General features: G+C 47.7%; 8 protein-coding genes and 1 pseudogene. 7 read left to right on the top strand and 2 right to left on the bottom strand.

The genetic code is table 11. The features are described 5' to 3' along the window. The 7 genes from Q0191_RS08280 to Q0191_RS08250 form a co-directional block, all read left to right on the top strand. Positions 1-1,376: PEP-utilizing enzyme (locus Q0191_RS08280; RefSeq protein WP_297665529.1), on the top strand; the 1,376-nt coding region annotated here is incomplete at its 5' end. Further along, positions 1,363-1,995, top strand: coding sequence for a phosphatidylcholine/phosphatidylserine synthase (locus Q0191_RS08275; protein ID WP_297665527.1), 633 nt, complete (start codon positions 1,363-1,365; stop codon positions 1,993-1,995). The genes Q0191_RS08280 and Q0191_RS08275, both read left to right, overlap by 14 nt. Next, positions 1,988-2,860 (top strand): phosphatidylserine decarboxylase, encoded by an 873-nt coding sequence (locus Q0191_RS08270; protein ID WP_297665525.1) that lies wholly within the window; start codon positions 1,988-1,990, stop codon positions 2,858-2,860. Before Q0191_RS08275 ends, Q0191_RS08270 begins: the two co-directional genes overlap by 8 nt. Then, entirely contained in the window at positions 2,845-3,744 is a 900-nt protein-coding gene (locus Q0191_RS08265; RefSeq protein WP_297665522.1) for a UbiA family prenyltransferase, read from the top strand. The genes Q0191_RS08270 and Q0191_RS08265 overlap by 16 nt, the downstream gene beginning before the upstream one ends. Then, a complete protein-coding gene (locus Q0191_RS08260; RefSeq protein WP_297665520.1) occupies positions 3,744-6,227 on the top strand; it encodes a phosphoenolpyruvate synthase in 2,484 nt (827 codons plus the stop codon). The genes Q0191_RS08265 and Q0191_RS08260 overlap by 1 nt, the downstream gene beginning before the upstream one ends. Further along, positions 6,214-7,290, top strand: coding sequence for a hypothetical protein (locus Q0191_RS08255; protein WP_297665517.1), 1,077 nt, complete (start codon positions 6,214-6,216; stop codon positions 7,288-7,290). Before Q0191_RS08260 ends, Q0191_RS08255 begins: the two co-directional genes overlap by 14 nt. Positions 7,291-7,470: 180 nt before the next feature. Further along, positions 7,471-16,128: an SIALI-17 repeat-containing surface protein gene (locus Q0191_RS08250; RefSeq protein ID WP_297665515.1), complete on the top strand. Its 8,658-nt coding sequence runs from the start codon at positions 7,471-7,473 to the stop codon at positions 16,126-16,128. 83 nt (positions 16,129-16,211) lie between these two features. Here Q0191_RS08250 and Q0191_RS08245 read toward each other — a convergent pair whose 3' ends face one another. Both Q0191_RS08245 and Q0191_RS08240 read right to left on the bottom strand, forming a co-directional pair. Further along, complete coding sequence (locus Q0191_RS08245; protein WP_297665513.1) at positions 16,212-17,003, bottom strand: DUF4037 domain-containing protein; 792 nt, start codon at positions 17,001-17,003, stop codon at positions 16,212-16,214. A gap of 328 nt (positions 17,004-17,331) precedes the next feature. Next, positions 17,332-17,588 (bottom strand): annotated as a pseudogene (locus Q0191_RS08240) (EVE domain-containing protein); the annotation flags it as partial.

The raw sequence follows: 17,588 nt of genomic DNA, 5'->3' as shown, positions 1-17,588 counted from the left end.
AAGGTTTTACCAGCAAATTAAGTCCAGCCTTGCTCTTGAATTTCCTGCGGGTAGCGTTAAAAACGCAAAAAGTAACTAAGGCTTTTCTGCATCAGGCGCCAGACAAGCTGCAAGAGTTGCGTAAGCAATTTAACCGCCTGAATCAAGAAATAGGAGAACTGAACGACCAAAGCCCGCTGCAGCAGGTCGAGAGTCTTTGGCAGTTAGTGCTAAATCAGGCTTATTTAGACAGTGAGGGAACTTATTTCTGGCAGGCCTACATCAATACGGTCCAGCTGTCTATGAAAAAGACCAGTCTCCTCAAATGGCTGACGGTCGATGAATTTTTCCAACTGATAGCTAAGTTAGGAAATGTTTCGCATACCAAGCCTTTGGCTCGGATGCTGGAAGCTGCAGATCTTGTTTTGGCGGATGAGAAGTTGACAAACGACTGGCTGAAGCTATCGGTGGAAGAGTTGCAGCAACTGGCTGCACAATATCCTGAGCGAGCTGATTTTATCAAGATTCAGGATTTTCAAAAGGACTTTGGCTACCACTCGGCTCGGGAGCTGGACTTGCGAGTAGCCAGTTACGAAGAAGATGCTCATCAGGTCCTGACAGCGGTCCAACAGTTGCTTGCTGATTCAGCGTATTACCAAGCGGCTAGAGCTTCGCTCAGTCTTGTCTCAGAGTCTGAACTTGATCTTGCTCATCTATCTCGAGCCAAGCAGAAAAAGATAGAAAAAATCAGTCAAGACCTGCGGAACTTGCTCTGGTGGCGGGAGGAGTTCAAGGATATTTCTACGCGCTATTACCACCTCATTCGCCAGATTAGCCTCAAACTCGGCCAGGCCTACGAAAAGCGAGGTTTTCTGAAAGATTTTCAAGATATTTTTTACATTAAGAAAGAAAGCCTGACCTCCTTTATGGAAGGGCAAAAGACTGCCGACCAGCTTCAAGAAGAAGCGGCTGATAATCGGCATTATTGCCAGGCCTATCGGAATTTTGAGCCAGTAGGTGATTTGACTGATAAAGAGATGAGCTTGGAAGAAGTAGCCTATGAGAGTCAGGTTCTGCTGACGGGAATGCCAGCCAGCAGCGGCCAGGTAACCGGTCGGGTTCGAGTTCTCTTGGATTTGGCGGATATTGAGACGATTGAACCGGGAGAAATCCTTGTCACTCGCTATACAGATACTGGCTGGAGCTATGTTTTCGGTATTCTAGGTGGTCTTGTAACAGAGTATGGTGGAGTTCTCTGCCATGCCTCCATTGTCGCTCGGGAATGTGGGATTCCAGCTCTGGTCTGCGCCAAGAATGCAACTCAGCTGCTAAAAACTGGCATGCTGGTTACTTTAGATGGAAGAAGAGGAGAAATAAGAATTCATGAAGAAGAATGAACCTTTGTTTATCGGTGAATACGACAAATCTGTTATCCTGACCTATACGGGCGCTGCTTTTGCACTTTTGGCAGTCTATGCCATCATTCAGTCCCAGCTGCGGCTAGCCATGATGGCCTTTATCCTTAGCGGTATCTGCGACCTCTTTGATGGTGTGGTGGCGCGACGGATGAAGCGGACTGAAAGTCAGAAGCGCTTCGGCATTGAGATTGATTCGCTCTGCGACATGATTAGCTTTGCAGCTCTCCCGGCTGTGCTCCTCATGACTCAGCTGCCCTTGGGAGCGGCCAATATCATCTTGGCTGTCCTCTATGTCTTGGCCGCAGTCACGCGCTTGGCCCATTTTAATCGCTTGGCCAAGCATGATGAAGGATCTGGCTCTTATTTTATCGGCTTGCCCGTGACTTACAGCGCCCTCTTTTTTCCTCTGACCTATCTGGTCTGTCAATGGCTGGCGCCTGGTTTCTTTGCTTGGGTGTGGCTGTGCTTGTCTCTTTTGCTGACCGTCCTATTTGTCTACAACTGCCGGATTCCCAAGCCGAATAAGCTGGCCTACCTAGTCTTTGCGATTTTAGCTGTTGCAAGTCTGATTGGTCTGGGGGTTCTGCCCCATGGTTAAGGTCTATCAGAGAAGGACTGGCCAAGTAGTGGAATCGACAGAATACAAGTCAGGTCTGTTAGACAAGCTTTATGGTACTGCATGGGGTCGCTTCTTATTGCCTATCTTGACCCGACCTAGCCTGTCTTATCTTCTGACTTTGAAAGACTACACTCCTTTTTCTCGCAAGAAAATAGCAGCTTTTGTGGAAAGTTATCAGCTGAATCTGGCTGACTATGAAGCTGGGCCCTATCCTAGCTTTGCGGCTTTCTTCCAGCGAAAAATAAAGCCTGATCTGCGTCCAGTCTGCCCTGACAGTCAAGTACTGGCAGTTGCGGATGCTAAGTTAGAGGTTTTCACCATCAGTCAGAACTTGCAACTGATGATTAAGGGGCAGACATACAGGCTAGCTGACTTACTGTTGGATGATGACTTAGCTCAGCTATTTAGTGGAGGAACAGCGCTGGTCTATCGCTTGGGAGTGGAAGATCTGCACCGCTATTTGGCTGCTGAATCCGGCAGAATTATCCGAAGACGAAAAATCAAAGGCCGCCTGCATACGGTCAGGCAGGTAGCCCAGAAGCGGCGCTTGATTTACAAGGAAAACAAAAGAGAATACTGTCTTTTAGATACCGAGCTAGGGCCAGTCCTGCAGATGGAAGTGGGGGCTCTCTTGGTCGGAAGAATATACAATCACAGTCGGGACTATTTGGTCAGGGGACAGGAGAAGGGCTGCTTTGGTCTGGGTGGCTCAACTATTCTTGTCCTCTATCCAGCAGGCACGATTCGCTTGGATCAGGATATCCTGAATTACTCAGACCTCGGAATAGAAACCCAGATTCAAATGGGTGAAAAGATTGGAGAAAAGCTATGTTTAAACGATTAGCTGTTTATTATAAGGAAATGTTTCCTTTGCTGCCACGCTTTTTTGTGGCTGCCATCATGTTTTTTGAGATTTATTTTGTCCTCTTGCTCAATGACGGAGTGACCACCTTTCACTTTGACCATCAGGAGTTAATCGGAATTTTTACGATTTTTGTCTTTCTGATGATTCTGCGGATTGCGGATGATTTCAAGGACTATGAGACTGATAGACGCCTCTTTCCTCATCGGGCTCTGCCATCTGGACGAGTGAAAAAGAAGGACTTGGCTATTGCCCTCAGCTTTATCGTAGCTGTCTCTGTACTTCTCAATATCCTCTTTATGAACAATATCGGCTGGTTCCTCTTCCTCTATATCTACGGAACCCTCATGTCCTTCTGGTTCTTCAAGCGTGACAAGATTCAAAATTCTCTGCCGCTGGCTCTAGTGACCCATAATCCGGTCATGATGATTTTGAATCTCTATACCATCTCTTTTGTCTGCTACAAGTACAATCTGCCTCTCTTGTCCTTGCCGACCGTCTTGCTGGCCTTTACTATGTATTTCCCAAGTCTGATCTGGGAAGTCTGCCGCAAGATTCGGGCGCCAAAAGACGAGACCGAGTATGTGACTTATTCTATGCTTTTTGGCTACAAAAAAGCTACTCGCTTTATCGAGGTGGTGACGCTGCTGGATATCTTGACCAATTTCGTTCTCCTCTGGAATATTTCCCATGTCGGAGTAGTAGTCTTGGTGCTGAATGTCATCTGGATGACCATCCAGTTTGAGCAGTTTATCAAGGATCCAACTCGCTTTAATATCCGGGAGCGGGTGGAGCGTTATACTTATATCACGGAGACGACCATGGTTCTGTCCGTTGCTGTTTATCTCTTGATGGGGGTACTTTGATGCAAAGAATCAAGCAGACAGGGCTTGACCAGGTCGGAGGTAAGGCCTATCATTTGCTGAAAATGCAGGCTGCTGGTTTGCCGGTTCCTGACTTTGCTGTGTTTGCTTTTGACTTTTTTCAAAAATCTGTTAGCTCTGCTGACTTGGAGCGGATGGAGGAAGCCTATCGGTCTGGAGAGTTGGACTTGTCCCAGCTCAGTCAGCAGCTGCAGGACTGGGCCATAGAGCAGTTTAGTCAAGAAGATCTGACGGCAGCAGAAAGTTGGGTTCGTAGGGAATTTTTCCAGACAGACTGTCGCTTTGCAGTCCGCTCATCTGCAACCATTGAGGATGGGAAGGTTTCATCCTTTGCCGGTCAGTTTGAAAGCCAGCTTAATGTCAGTCCAGAAGGACTTAAAGAAGCCATCCAAGCGACCTTGCTCTCTCTTTATCAGGAGTCAGCTCTTAGTTATCTATTTGAGCAGGGACTATCTTTGAAGCAGGCACAGATGATTTGTATTATCCAGCTTATGCAGGAGGGAGACTTGTCAGGGATTTACTTCACAGCTAATCCTAAGGGCATTCTGAACGAGCACATAATTGTCATCGGTCGGGGCTTGGGCAACAAGGTTGTTGAGGATAAGATTCCTACGACGATGGTGACCCTCCATCCCAAGGACCAGCTCTTTTATACGGAGCAGACGGAGGACTCACCAGACCTATCACAGGAACAACTTGAGAAGTTACAAGCCTTGGCTAGCCAGGTAAGTCAGCTTTTCGAACCTTATATGGATATGGAGTTCACCTTCGCCAATGGCCAGCTCTATCTCTTGCAGGCTCGACCTATTACCACCTTGCCAGAGGGACAGCGGATTATTCTGGATAACAGCAACATTGTCGAGAGCTATCCGGGCGTTTCTAGTCCTTTGACCATTAGCTTTATCCAAGAGGCTTATGCCAGCATTTTTCGCAGTCTGGCCCAGCGCTTGGTTGGCAAGGATGCCCCTGAGTTGGCTGCCTATGAAGCCACTTTTCAAAATATGCTGCAGCCGGTCAATAGCCGGGTTTATTACCAGATTCAGAGCTGGTATCAGCTCTTGCAGCTTTTACCTTTTTCGAAGAAAATCATTCCTATCTGGCAGGATATGCTGGGAGTGCGAGAGACAGAGGTGCCTCAGATGCCGGTGCACCTGTCTGCTTTCAAACGCCTGCAAATCATGCTCCGCATTATTCGAGAGTTCTGGACAGCGCCCAAGCAAATGCGGCAATTGGAAGAGCAGTTCGCCCAGATTCAACGCGAATACGAAGCGAGCTTTTCTCCCGACGCAGATGCGGAGACCTTGATTGCCTTGGTCAGCAAGCTAAAAGAGGATATTCTGGCTCACTGGGACATTACTCTGGTTAATGACCTCTATGCCTTTGTCTATACTGGTCTCCTGAAGAAGTCACGTCGCGGCGGAGCGGTTCAGGCTGAGATTGCGGGAATTGAGCAGATTGAAAGTATGAGGCCGGCTTTGGCTCTGCAGGCTTTAACAGCTCAGCTGAAAGCAGAAGAAAATGCAGAGATTAGACAGGCCATGGTAAGTGAAAGTCCAGCAGTCTTTCTAAATCGCCAGCATCCTTTGGTTCAAGAAATTACTCATTTTATCCATGAATTTGGCGATCGGGCTCCGGAAGAGTTGAAGTTAGAAACTCCCACCTTTCGAACGCACCCAGAGCGTCTGATCAAGCTCCTGCTGCAAATGTGCCAGCAAGAGGAGAAGAAGTTGGCCCCTCAGAAACTTGAAGAAGAGGAGCAAAAATCAGGCTGGTGGACGAATTTTCTTCGCAAGCGAGCCATGACTGGTGTTAGATATCGGGAAAGCTCCCGCTTAAACCGCACACGGATCTATGGCATGATGCGGCAGATTTTCCGAACTCTGAGCCAGCAATTGGCCGAGCAAGGGCTGCTGGCTACGCCTGACGATGTTTTTTACCTGACAAAGGAAGAGCTGTTTGAGCTGACCAGAAAGCCCAGAGATGTTAGTGGCTTGATAGCCGAGCGTCGAGAGAAGTTGGAAGCTGATAAGGAACTGCCAACCTTTAGTCGCTATGTTTTTGCTGGACAGGTCTTTGAGAAATACCTGAAACCACAAAACCACACCAGCAGTCATAATACGGCTATTCACGCCTTACAAGGGATTGGCTGCTCACCTGGCTGCGTCAAGGCTCAGGTTTTGGTTGTGGAAGATGTGCAGGAGATTGAGTCTGCTCAGGACCGGATTATCGTGACCAAGATGACCGATCCGGGCTGGGTCTATCTTCTGACCCAAGCCAAGGGGGTCATTGCTGAGCAGGGGTCTTTGCTCTCGCACACGGCCATTATTTCCCGCGAGTTGGGTATTCCTTCCATTGTCAATGTCAGAGGTGCCTGCAGCCAGCTACAAAACGGTGATTGGATTGAGATGGATGGCCTGACTGGCAAGATTCGACTAATCAAGGAGGAAGACCATGCTGGAAATTAAACCGGTCAAACCCAATACGACAGAGCTGGATGATTTTCTAGCCCTGCCCAAGCAGATTTACCAGCCAGACCACCTTATGCAGTCAGAAGAGGACGAACTAGCTTTGATCGAAGACAGTCACCCGCTGAGTTCTGACTTAGATACCTATGCCTTTGTTGGCTATGAGGACGGTCGGCCTTGTATTAGAGGACTTCTGACCTTTTATTCAGATGATGAGGCTGCTTACTTGGGATTTTTCGAGTCGATCAATAATCAACAAATTGCATCTGCTTTTATCGAGCATTTAGCAGGTTTTGCTCGCAGTCTCGGAGTGATTAAGATAATTGGTCCCGTACAGGCAAGCTTTTGGCTGGGTTATCGAATGCAGTTGACTGGAACAGAGGAGCTCCCTTTTACTGGAGAACCTCATAATCCAGACTATTATCCTCAACTCTGGCAGGCTGCTGGTTTTGAGCTCAAGGAGCGCTATCTGTCCAATTTTTATCCCAAGGTCAGCAATCAAACTCATCAGGACAAGCTAGCTCATCGCTTTGAGTCTTTTGAAAAAGCAGGTTTCATCATTTGTTCTCCCAAAAAGAAGGACTGGGATCAAGCCTCGCTGCAGGTTTTCGAACTACTTAATCGCCTCTATCAAGATTTCCCGATTTATCGGTCAATTTCCAGTCAGCAGTTCAGTCAAATTTTTCAAAAATACCAGTATATTCTTGATTTTTCCATGGTTAAGCTGGCCTATAAGGATGGCAGGCTAGCTGGTTTTCTGATTACCATGCCGGACTATGGCTCTCTGGTTTATCAAAAACTGACTCCTCTTAATCTAGCCAAGCTTTTTTGGACCAAGCATTTTGCCAAACGTTATACGATTATGTATCTGGGAGTGGATGAAGAATTCTTGGGCTTGGGCTCTGCCTTGGTCTATCCGATTTTTAAAGAAGCGCAGAAACGGCAAGCCTCAGCTATCGGCGCCCTGATTCACCAAAAAACCGTCACGCGTCATTATGCGGCAGAATTGCAAGGGGACAAGCATGAGTATGGCCTCTTTGAGTTGGATTTGAGACTTAGATGATCTGTAACACAGTAGGTTCTCTCACAGGGAATCTGCTTTTTGCTTTTCGCTAAAAATAAAAGCCTTCCTCTCCCTGTCGACAGCTGAAAGAAAAGTATTTTATAAGGCTAAGGGATTGCAATTTTGAGTAAAATTCAGTAAAATTTTTATTAGCTTATTATATGAAGAAAAGGGAATTTTATGAGAAAAAGAGTCACTGGTGACATATACCAGCGCTATTCTTTTAGAAAGCTGTCTGTAGGTCTAGTTTCCGCTACTATCGGAAGCTTCTTTTTGTGTACTACAATGGGAGGAGCTGTCAGCTCTGTTGACGCAGCGGAAGTGTCTGCCAATCAGTCTACCCTCGTTCAGTATCACTATGTGGTGGAGAGTGATCTGACTGAGGCTGAAAAAGCTGCTATCGTGAAGGAACTTCCCAAATTTGCGGAAGAAAATTCGGACACTTATTATTTGGTTTACCGTCCGACAAAGCAGGAAAGCTTGTTAGGAAAGCTCCCTAAGACAGGAGAGTCAGGCCTTTTGGGAGCGGCTTTTGCAGCTACAGGACTGGCCTTGGTCGTTTTAGTGCTGGCGCGAGGGAAAAATGGCAAGAGATACCTGTCTTCTATTTTGCTTGTGACAGGCTTGGGTTCTGTGCTTCTGCCAGCTTCTGTTTTGGCAGTCAGCAGTATGGATCTGGCTGCTTATAATCAAAGTCTGACTTTGGCCGTTGGCGATCAGTTGCCAGAACCATTGAAAATTGCTGGCTACCAGTATATTGGTTACCTTAAAAAAGAAGCACAGTATCAACTGGCTCAAACGGGAAATTCTCAGCTTCCAGCTCCGCAAAAGGAAGCCTCATCTAGTCAGCCTGATCAACAGTTGAAAGATTTAGCAGGTCGCCCTAAGCATACTGAAGCTCCGAAAGAGGCGCAGCCTGCTGGCGGAGGCCATCTCTCCCAGAAGGAAAGGGAGGAAATTGCTGCTAAAGAAGGGCAATTTGCTCGTCAAACACCTGTTCATGAGCGACCAGAACTGCAATTTACAAGTCAAGCAACGACCCAGATCCAAGAAATTCCCTATAAAACGGAGTATCAGTATTCAGATGACTTAGCCGAAGGACAATCCCGAGTGATTCGCGCAGGCATTCCAGGAACGCGCAAGATCGTTACACGTCATTATAGTGTTGAGGGAAAAGTCGTAGAGAGCAAGCAGGTTTCCGATCAAGTAACCACTGAGCCTGTTTCAGAAGTTGTTTTAGTCGGGACTGCAGCAAATAAGGCTGTTCCTAAAGAAGCTCCAATCCATGAAGTTTCAGAGCTCACTAGTTATGGCACCGTTCCAGATACCGCTCCCGTGCATGAGAAATCAGAGTTGTCAGGCTATGGTACGGTACCCGATAGCGCTCCCGTGCACGAGAAACCTGAGTTAACTAGTTATGGTACAGTCCCAGATATCGCTCCTGTGCACGAGAAACCCGAGTTGTCTGCCTATGGCACAGTTCCAGATACTGCCCTCGTACACGAGAACCCTGAGTTAACTAGCTATGGCGTTGTTCCAGATAGCGCTCCCGTGCAAGCGAAACCCGAGTTGTCTAGTTATGGCACGGTACCTGCTAGCGCTCCCGTACACGAGAACCCTGAGTTAACTGACTATGGTACAGTACCTGCTAATGCTCCGGTGCACGAGGTTCCCGAGTTGCCTGGTTATGGCATGGTCCCAGATACCGCTCCCGTGCACGAGGTTCCCGAGCTTACTAGTTATGGCACAGTCCCTACTAGCGCCCCCGTGCATGAAGTCCCCGAGTTGTCTGATTATGGCACGGTTCCAGATAGCGCTCCTGTGCACGAGAAACCAGAGCTGTCTGTCCATGGTACAGTTCCAGATACGGCCCCTGTGCACGAAGTCCCAGAGCTCACTAATTATGGCACAGTCCCTGATACCGCTCCAGTACATGAAGTTCCCGAGTTGTCTGATTATGGCACAGTCCCCGCTAGTGCTCCTGTGCACGAGAACCCCGAGTTGTCTGGTTATGGCACAGTCCCCGCTAGTGCTCCGGTGCACGAGAAACCAGAGTTAACTGCCTATGGTACAGTTCCAGATAGCGCTCCAGTTCATGAGGTTCCCGAGCTCACTAGTTATGGTACGGTCCCAGATAGTGCTCCTGTGCATGAAGTCCCCGAGTTAACTGGTTATGGAACCGTTCCAGATAGCGCTCCTGTGCACGAGAAGCCTGGGTTAACTAGCTATGGCACTGTTCCGGATACCGCTCCTGTGCACGAGAAGCCAGAGTTAACTGATTATGGTACGGCACCCGATAACGCTCCAGTACACGAGAAACCAGAGTTAACTGCCTATGGTACAGTTCCAGATAGCGCTCCCGTGCAAGAGGTTCCCGAGCTTACTAGTTATGGTACGGTCCCTGCTAGCGCTCCCGTACACGAAGTCCCTGAATTAACTAGCTATGGCACCGTTCCCGATTTTGCTCCTGTATATGAGAAGCCAGAGTTGTCTGATTATGGCGCGGTCCCTGATACCGCTCCTTTACACGAGGTTCCCGAGTTAACTAGTTATGGTACGGTTCCAGACAGCGCTCCCGTGCACGAGAAGCCAGAGTTGTCTGATTATGGCACTGTTCCTGATAGTGCCCCTGTACACGAAGTCCCCGAGTTAACGGAGTATGGTACGGTACCCGATAGCGCTCCTGTGCACGATAAACCCGAGTTAACTGATTATAGCACGGTACCTGATAGCGCTCCCGTACACGATAAACCCGAGTTGTCTGATTATGGCACGGTTCCTGCTAGCGCTCCTGTACACGAGAAGTCTGAGTTAACTGCCTATGGCACCGTTCCAGATAGTGCTCCCGTGCATGAGGTTCTCGAGTTAGAGTTGGTTACAAAGGATGAAACTCGGGTGGAGAAGACTGCTTTTAACATCGAGGAACAATATACTGATGAGTTACCTCAGGACGCTCGCCAAATCGTCACTCCAGGAGTACCAGGCGAGCGAACCATCAAGACTCGTATCTATACTTCCAACGGCCAAGAGATTGCCCGCCAAGAATTGTCCAACGAGGAAACTTTAGCTCCAGTCACACAAGTTGTCAAAATTGGCACCGCCAAGTCCTATATGGTACCGAGCACCGCTCCGCAAGAGTCCGCTTTACCAGAATATCCGCTGACTTATAAGGATGAAACGCGCGTAGAGAAAATCGATTTCACCACGCGAGAGGAAGAAACGGATGATCTTGTCCAAGGCGCTCGTCAAATCGTCACTCCAGGAGTGCAGGGCGAGCGAACCATCAAGACTCGAGTTTATACTTCTAACGGCCAGGAACTTGCCCGCCAAGAATTGTCCAACGAGGAAACTTTAACTCCGGTCACACAAGTTGTCAAAATTGGCACCGCCAAGTCACATATGGTGCCAAGCACCGCTCCGCAAGAGTCTGCTTTACCAGAATATCCGCTGACCTATGCGGATGAAACGCGCGTAGAGAAAATCGATTTCACCCCGCGAGAGGAAGAAACGGATGAACTTGTGCAGGGTGCCCGCCGCATCGTCACTCCAGGAGTGCCAGGCGAGCGAACCATCAAGACTCGAGTTTATACTTCTAACGGCCAAGAACTTGCCCGCCAAGAATTGTCCAACGAGGAAACTTTAACTCCAGTCACACAAGTTGTCAAAATTGGCACTGCCAAGCCACATATGGTACCGAGCACTGCCCCGCAAGAGCCTGCTTTACCAGAGTATCCGCTGACTTATACGGATGAAACGCGCGTAGAGAAAATCGATTTCACTACTCGAGAGGAAGAAACGGATGAACTTGTGCAGGGTGCCCGCCGCATCGTCACTCCGGGAGTGCCAGGCGAGCGAACCATCAAGGCTCGTGTTTACAGCTCCAACGGCCAAGAACTTGCTCGTCAAGAGTTGTACAACGAAGAAACTCTAGCTCCAGTCACACAAGTTGTCAAAATTGGCACCGCCAAGTCTTCTATGGTGCCAAGCACCGCTCCGCAAGAGTCCGCTTTACCAGAATATCCGCTGACCTATACGGATGAAACGCGCGTAGAGAAAATCGATTTCACCACGCGAGAGGAAGAAACAGATGAGCTAGTCCGAGGCGCTCGCCAAATTGTCACTCCAGGTGTTCGGGGCGAACGTACCATCAAGACTCGAGTCTATACTTCTAACGGCCAGGAACTTGACCGTCAGGAACTTTCTAATGAGCAAACGCGGGCAGCAGTTGCTCAGCTTGTCAAAGTCGGCACAATGAAACCGCATAGGGTACCAAGTGATGCCCCGCAAGTGGAAGCCTTGAAAGAGTTCGATCTGATTTCGCTTCACAATCTACTGACAGAAGCAGAGAAAATCAAGACTCAGGCTCGTTATTTCAACGATAGTCCAAGTCACCAAGCAGCCTATGATACCGCTTTGGTGGCAGGTCAAGCGCTTCTGAGTCAATCACAATCCAGCCAAGCGGAAGTCGACCAGCTGGTGGACCAAATCAATCAAGCCAAGGTTCAGTTACAGGGTCTTGAAGTGGACAAAGCGCGCTTGCAAAATGAACATGATTCGGGCAGAACTGTGCAGACGACCGTCCAATATAAGAATGCGGATGCAGATAAGAAAGCAGCCTATACAAACGAATTGGCCAAGGCAGAAGGAATTCTGAATAATCAAACCGCCACACAAGTGCAGGTCAATCAAGCTTTTGTCAGCCTGACAGCAAGCAAGACCGCTCTAAATGGTGTGCCTAAGGTCAAGCCGACAGTTTCGATCTTAAGCCTGACAGAAAATCCAGAGGATAAGTCGGTCACGGTTCAATATAGCTTGGAAGACAAGACAAAATCCTTCCGTTCAGCGACTGCTGAATTGTACAAGGGAGACCAGCTTGTCCGCTCGCTTCCGATTGACAATGTGGCAGGAAGTCTGAAAATCGATGACTTGGATTATTACACAGGCTATACCCTGAAAACTAAGCTGACTTATGAGCTGGATGCTGGCAGCCTGACTGAACTTGAAAAAGACAGTCACAACTTTGAGTTGCAATACAAGAAGATTGCCTTCCGTGATATTGATTCGGCAGAGTTTTACAGAAAAGAAAAGGACCAGTTCAAGCGTGTCGTTTCTATGAGCGCTATACCTACGGACCTGTCTAACTACTTTGTTAAAGTCAAATCAAGTGAATCCAAGGACATGCTCCTGCCGGTTCACAGCATGGCAGAAGGCCAGAAGGATGGCAAGGCTGTCTACAAGGTAAGGGTCTCTCTGCCTGAGCTGGTGCAAGAGAGCGAAACAGGCTACAAGTCTGGCTATGACTTCTATATCAGCAGGGCAGTGCCTAGTCAGCAAAGTGTCTACACGAGCTTTGCTGGTTTGGTAGACGCCATGAAGAAAAATATGGCTGGCAACTTTGTTCTAGGAGCCGATTTGGATGCGAGTGAGGTCAGTCTGGCACCTGCGGATTATGTCTATCTCCGAGGAAACTTCACAGGCAGTCTGACTGGCAATCACAATGGCAAGCAGTATGCGATTTATAATCTAGCCAAGCCTTTGTTTGAAAACCTCAAGAGCGGTTCTTCTATTTCTAATCTGGACCTGAAAGAGGTCAATATTGTCGGCACCTATGACTCTGCTGCCTTGGCTCGTAGTGCAGATAATGCGCGAATCACGGATGTTTCTGCCCAAGGTAGAGTGTCGGTAGTGGGCAATGCTTCGCAAGCGGCTGGTTTGGTCGTTGTTGCAAGCAATAGCCAAATCACCAACAGCTCCTTTACAGGAACTATCCAGGCCAATGACAAGCAGTACAAGGCCTATAATGTCGGCGGTTTAGTTGCCAACCTCAAGGGAGGAAATTCCTTGCTCAGTCAGAGCAGGGCAGATGTGACTATTCTGGCAGGTGCACAAACAAACGAACAGCGCTTCGGCGGTTTAGTCGGTCGCTTGGAAGACAATGCCCGCATCAGCCGTTCTTATGTGACTGGAAAGATCCAAAATTCCACCAAGAATGGTCAAATCGGCGGAGTGGTTGGTTCCAATTACTTTAATGGCTTGATTGACAATGTTATCAGCAATGTCAGCGGTACAAATGTTTACAGTATTTCTGGCGACCAAGATTACAAGAATGATCGCATCAGAGAAGCCTATGCCGTTGAAGGGAACGAAAGTCTAGGCAATGATCAGTTTGTCACGTCTACCCTAACTTTGGACCAGGCATCAGAGAAGCTGGCAAGCCTAGATATTAGGACCACGCTAGATGATAGCAATCTCAACCTCCATACTGTTGACTACAGCAAGGAAAAGAATGCTCGTGAAGACCGTCTGATAGCCTATGCTAATATGGAAAAACTCCTGCCATTCTACAATAAGGAAACCATTGTTGCCTACGGAAATAAACTTCCAGATCATCACAAGCTCAATACAGAGTATCTGCTGGATGTGGTTCCGATGAAGGGCGACCAGATGATTACTGATATCCATAGCAACAAGACTGCGATTAACCGCCTGATGTTGCACTTTGAGGATAAGACGGTTGACTACCTGAATCTGACCTATAAGGGAGACTTCAAACATCAAGCTATCGCAGAATACACTGTGAATGGCTTAGACCTCCTTTATACACCAGAAGCCTTCCTATCAGACTATAGCAGGGTTCTCAATCAAGTGCTGCCAGAGTTGAACAAGGTTGCCCTTGACTCACCAGCCATGCGAACTGTTTTAGGAGTGAATGCGGATGCTTCTCTGGATGAGCTCTATCTGGATACAGCCTTTGAGAAAGTCAAGACCAAGCTGGCAGAAGAGCTGCGCAAGGTGTTAACTATGGACCAGTCCATCAATACTGAAGGCGATGTTGTAGCTGACTATGTGGCTCAGAAGATTACAGCCAATAAGGAAGCCTTCATGTTGGGTCTGACCTATCTCAACCGTTGGTATAATATCAACTATGACAAGACCAATGTCAAGGATTTGTCAGCCTATAAGTTTGACTTCTTTGGCAATCATAAGGCTTCGACGCTAGACACCATCATTGCACTCGGCCAGTCTGGTTTTGAAAATCTCAAGGCCAAGAACAATCATCTGGCTTACGACAACTCGCTCTCTGAAGCGACTGGCAAGCGCGGCCTTTTCAACTATCTGGAAAGCTATCGCCAGCTCTTCCTGCCAGACAAGACCAATAACGAATGGCTCAAGACCAATACAAAAGCCTACATCGTTGAGTCTAAGTCGGATATAGCAGAAGCTAGACAGCTTCAGGATGCAGCTAAGGACAAGAGCAAGTATTCTGTCGGCGTTTACGACAAGATTACTGCGGATAATTGGGAACACAAGGGCATGCTCCTGCCACTCTTGACCATGACTGAGAAGGGTGTCTATGTCATCTCCAATATGTCCACCATCTCTATGGGAGCTTATGATCGCTATCGCCTTGATGCCAATGGCAGGGTTCGGACAGATGCAGAGCTAGCTGAATATGTCGAAGACAGAGTGAGAAAAACTGCTGAATACCAGCGTGACCACTATGATTTCTGGTATAAGATTCTAAGTCCTGAAAGCAAGGATAAGCTCTTCCGTTCTGTTCTGGTTTATGATGGTTTCTTATTGAAAGATAAGACTGGGCAAACTTACTGGGCTTCAGCTAATGACAAGAAATCACTGGCTATGCAGGAATTCTTTGGACCGGCTGGCAAGTGGTATCCAAGCAAGGGCTACAATGCCTATGCTACGGGAAGTGTTACCCACTTTGATAGAGCACGCTTGTTAGAAGACTATGGGAACTCTGTCTACACTCATGAGATGACCCATAATTCCGATGGTTCTATCTACTTTGAAGGTTATGGTCGCCGCGAAGGACTGGGGGCTGAGCTCTATGCGCGTGGTCTCTTGCAGTCTACACCAAGTCCAAATGAGCCTACCATTACCCTCAATACCCTCTTCAAGACGGACAAGGATTCTAAGACACGGATGCATACCTACAACTTCAAGGAACGTGTTCAAAATGCGGCAGATTTGCAGCACTATGTCCATGGCATGTTTGACATGATTTACACGCTGGATTACCTAGAGGGGACTTCGATGGTCAAGCAGAGCGATGCAGCCAAGCTCCAGTGGTTCAGAAAGATGGAGAATTACTATATCACAGATAAATATGGTAAGCAGACCCATGCTGGTAACCAGACGCGCAGCTTTACTGCTGAGGAAATCAAGCAGCTGACCAGCTTTGAGTCCCTGATTGACAATGATGTCATCACCCGTCGGGAGAATAAGGATAGCGGACAGTACCCACGCAATGGCTACCTCAGTCTCAGTCTCTTCTCGCCAATTTACTCAGCCTTGAGCAATCCAAATGGAGCGCCGGGTGATGTCATGTTTCGTCGCACGGCCTATGAATTACTAGCAGCCAAAGGCTACCATGAAGGATTTGTCCCTTATGTTTCAGGTGAATTCTCCGAAGAAGCTGTCGCAGAAGGTAAGATAACTTGGGATGGTTGGCTCAGAAGAGACGTTGGTCTGGTGACAGACCAGAAGGTCTTGGAAAATGTATTCAAGGGTGAGTATGCTTCATGGGCAGCCTTCAAGAAGGCCATGTACCAAGAGCGGATTGACCAGCTAACCAAGCTCAAACCAATCACCATCGAGTACGAACTCAGAAATCCAAACAGTACCAAGCAAGTAACCATCCGCTCCTATGCAGAGATGCAGAAGCTGATGGACGAAGCAGTCGCAGAGGATGTGCGCAACATTACCAATGCGACAAATCGTGTGGAAGCTAGCTGGGTCAACCTGCTCAAGAAGAAGATTTACAACGCTTATCTTCGTGAGACAGACGACTTCAGGCAGTCAATCTTTAACAAATAAGCCTCAAGTTGCTTGTCGAAAATAGTAAAAAGCTCATGAACTAGCTACTTAGCTGAGTCATGAGCTTTTTATCTGTTGAAATTTTAGATGGATACCTCAATCAAGTGCTTAAGATTGTCTAGGAGGCTATCCAAGGCTAGGACTGCTTCCTGCTGATGGTCTGGCTGGTAGAGATGTTGGAAGTAGTCTTGGACATTGGCTTCAAAATCCTGTGGCAGGCGGGAGCAATTTTCTTTGGCATACTGGAGCATGCGCTTTTCGCCTGGATGGAGCTGCTCATTGAGGGCAAAGAGGGCATCAAAGTAAGAGGCGAAAAACTCGCTGCTACGGTGATTGATACTGAGCAGGTCTTGGCGCTTGAGGGCCTTTTTGATCTGTCTTGAAAAAGCTGGCATCGCTTGGTCGAGGAGCAGGAGCTGCTTGCTGAGGATATTCTTTTTCAGTTCAGCTGGATAGGGCAAGCTGTACTTGCTCTGGAGGGCAGCGTAGCGGCCGTCTCGATCGTAGAGAATCTTGCTGTGGATCAGATTGTACCACATACAGGTGGTGTAAGAATTTTGGGCTTGGTGCTCTAAGACGACGGTCTGCAGGTCTTGGTCAAAGTCGTCCAGCGAGCGGTAAATCAGCTCAATCTCGATACCATTATTGAGGACACAGTCGTCTTCCAGTTCCCAAAATTGATTGCCAATTTCCATATAGGAGCAGTACTTGCTGAGGATTTCTTGGCGGATGGCTGGCGCGAGAGGAGCGCTCAGGTAGACATAGACATCATAGTCTGAGTCTTGGTCAAAATGTTGCCCGGCCCGTGAGCCTCCTAGAGCCAGAGCCTCTACTTGCTCCAGTTGGGCTAATTCTTTAAAGAGATTTTGTGGCATAATCTTGTCCTTCTTAATTTTTTTGACATCATTCTAGCAAAAAGTGAAAAGGTTTGCAAGGGGGTAAATGGGATCTTTTCTTTCTTTTAAAAAACTTGATGAAGTGGAAGTGCCTAGAGTATTATTTTGATCAGAAAAGCCTTGGTCTTTCTAGGAGGTTTGTGATGTGATTTGGTTGTTTTCTATAAATCTTTCTATTGATCTAATTTATTCTTTTCAGTAAGGTAGATAGGATTTTTCCTAAAAAACTCCATAATTCCTGCTAAAACAATTATAGAGCATATGACATCGGATACGAAAGAATAGGAGGTCGGGATGTCCCAGCCTCCTATTCTTCCTTCATCTGTTCAAAGACATAGAGAAAAAATTCTTTCGAAACTTCAAAATGTCCATAACGTAGTTGAGAAGCGTATTGACGCCATTCGGGGTGTGGCCGTACTTGCTCGATGGGGCAGTCTTTGACAGGCTGGTAGTAGCTGAAGTCACGTCGAAAAGGTAAGAAACCTTCAAACATTTCTACTTGGTAGGCTGTGTCATCTAGAATCTTGCCAACTGCTGTAAAGGCCTGCAGCTTTTCCTGACCAT

The sequence above is a fragment of the uncultured Streptococcus sp. genome (genome assembly GCF_938036805.1).
Classification (GTDB): domain Bacteria; phylum Bacillota; class Bacilli; order Lactobacillales; family Streptococcaceae; genus Streptococcus.
The sequence above is the reverse complement of the archived record's forward strand: the minus strand, read 5'-3'. Positions and strand labels throughout refer to the sequence as shown.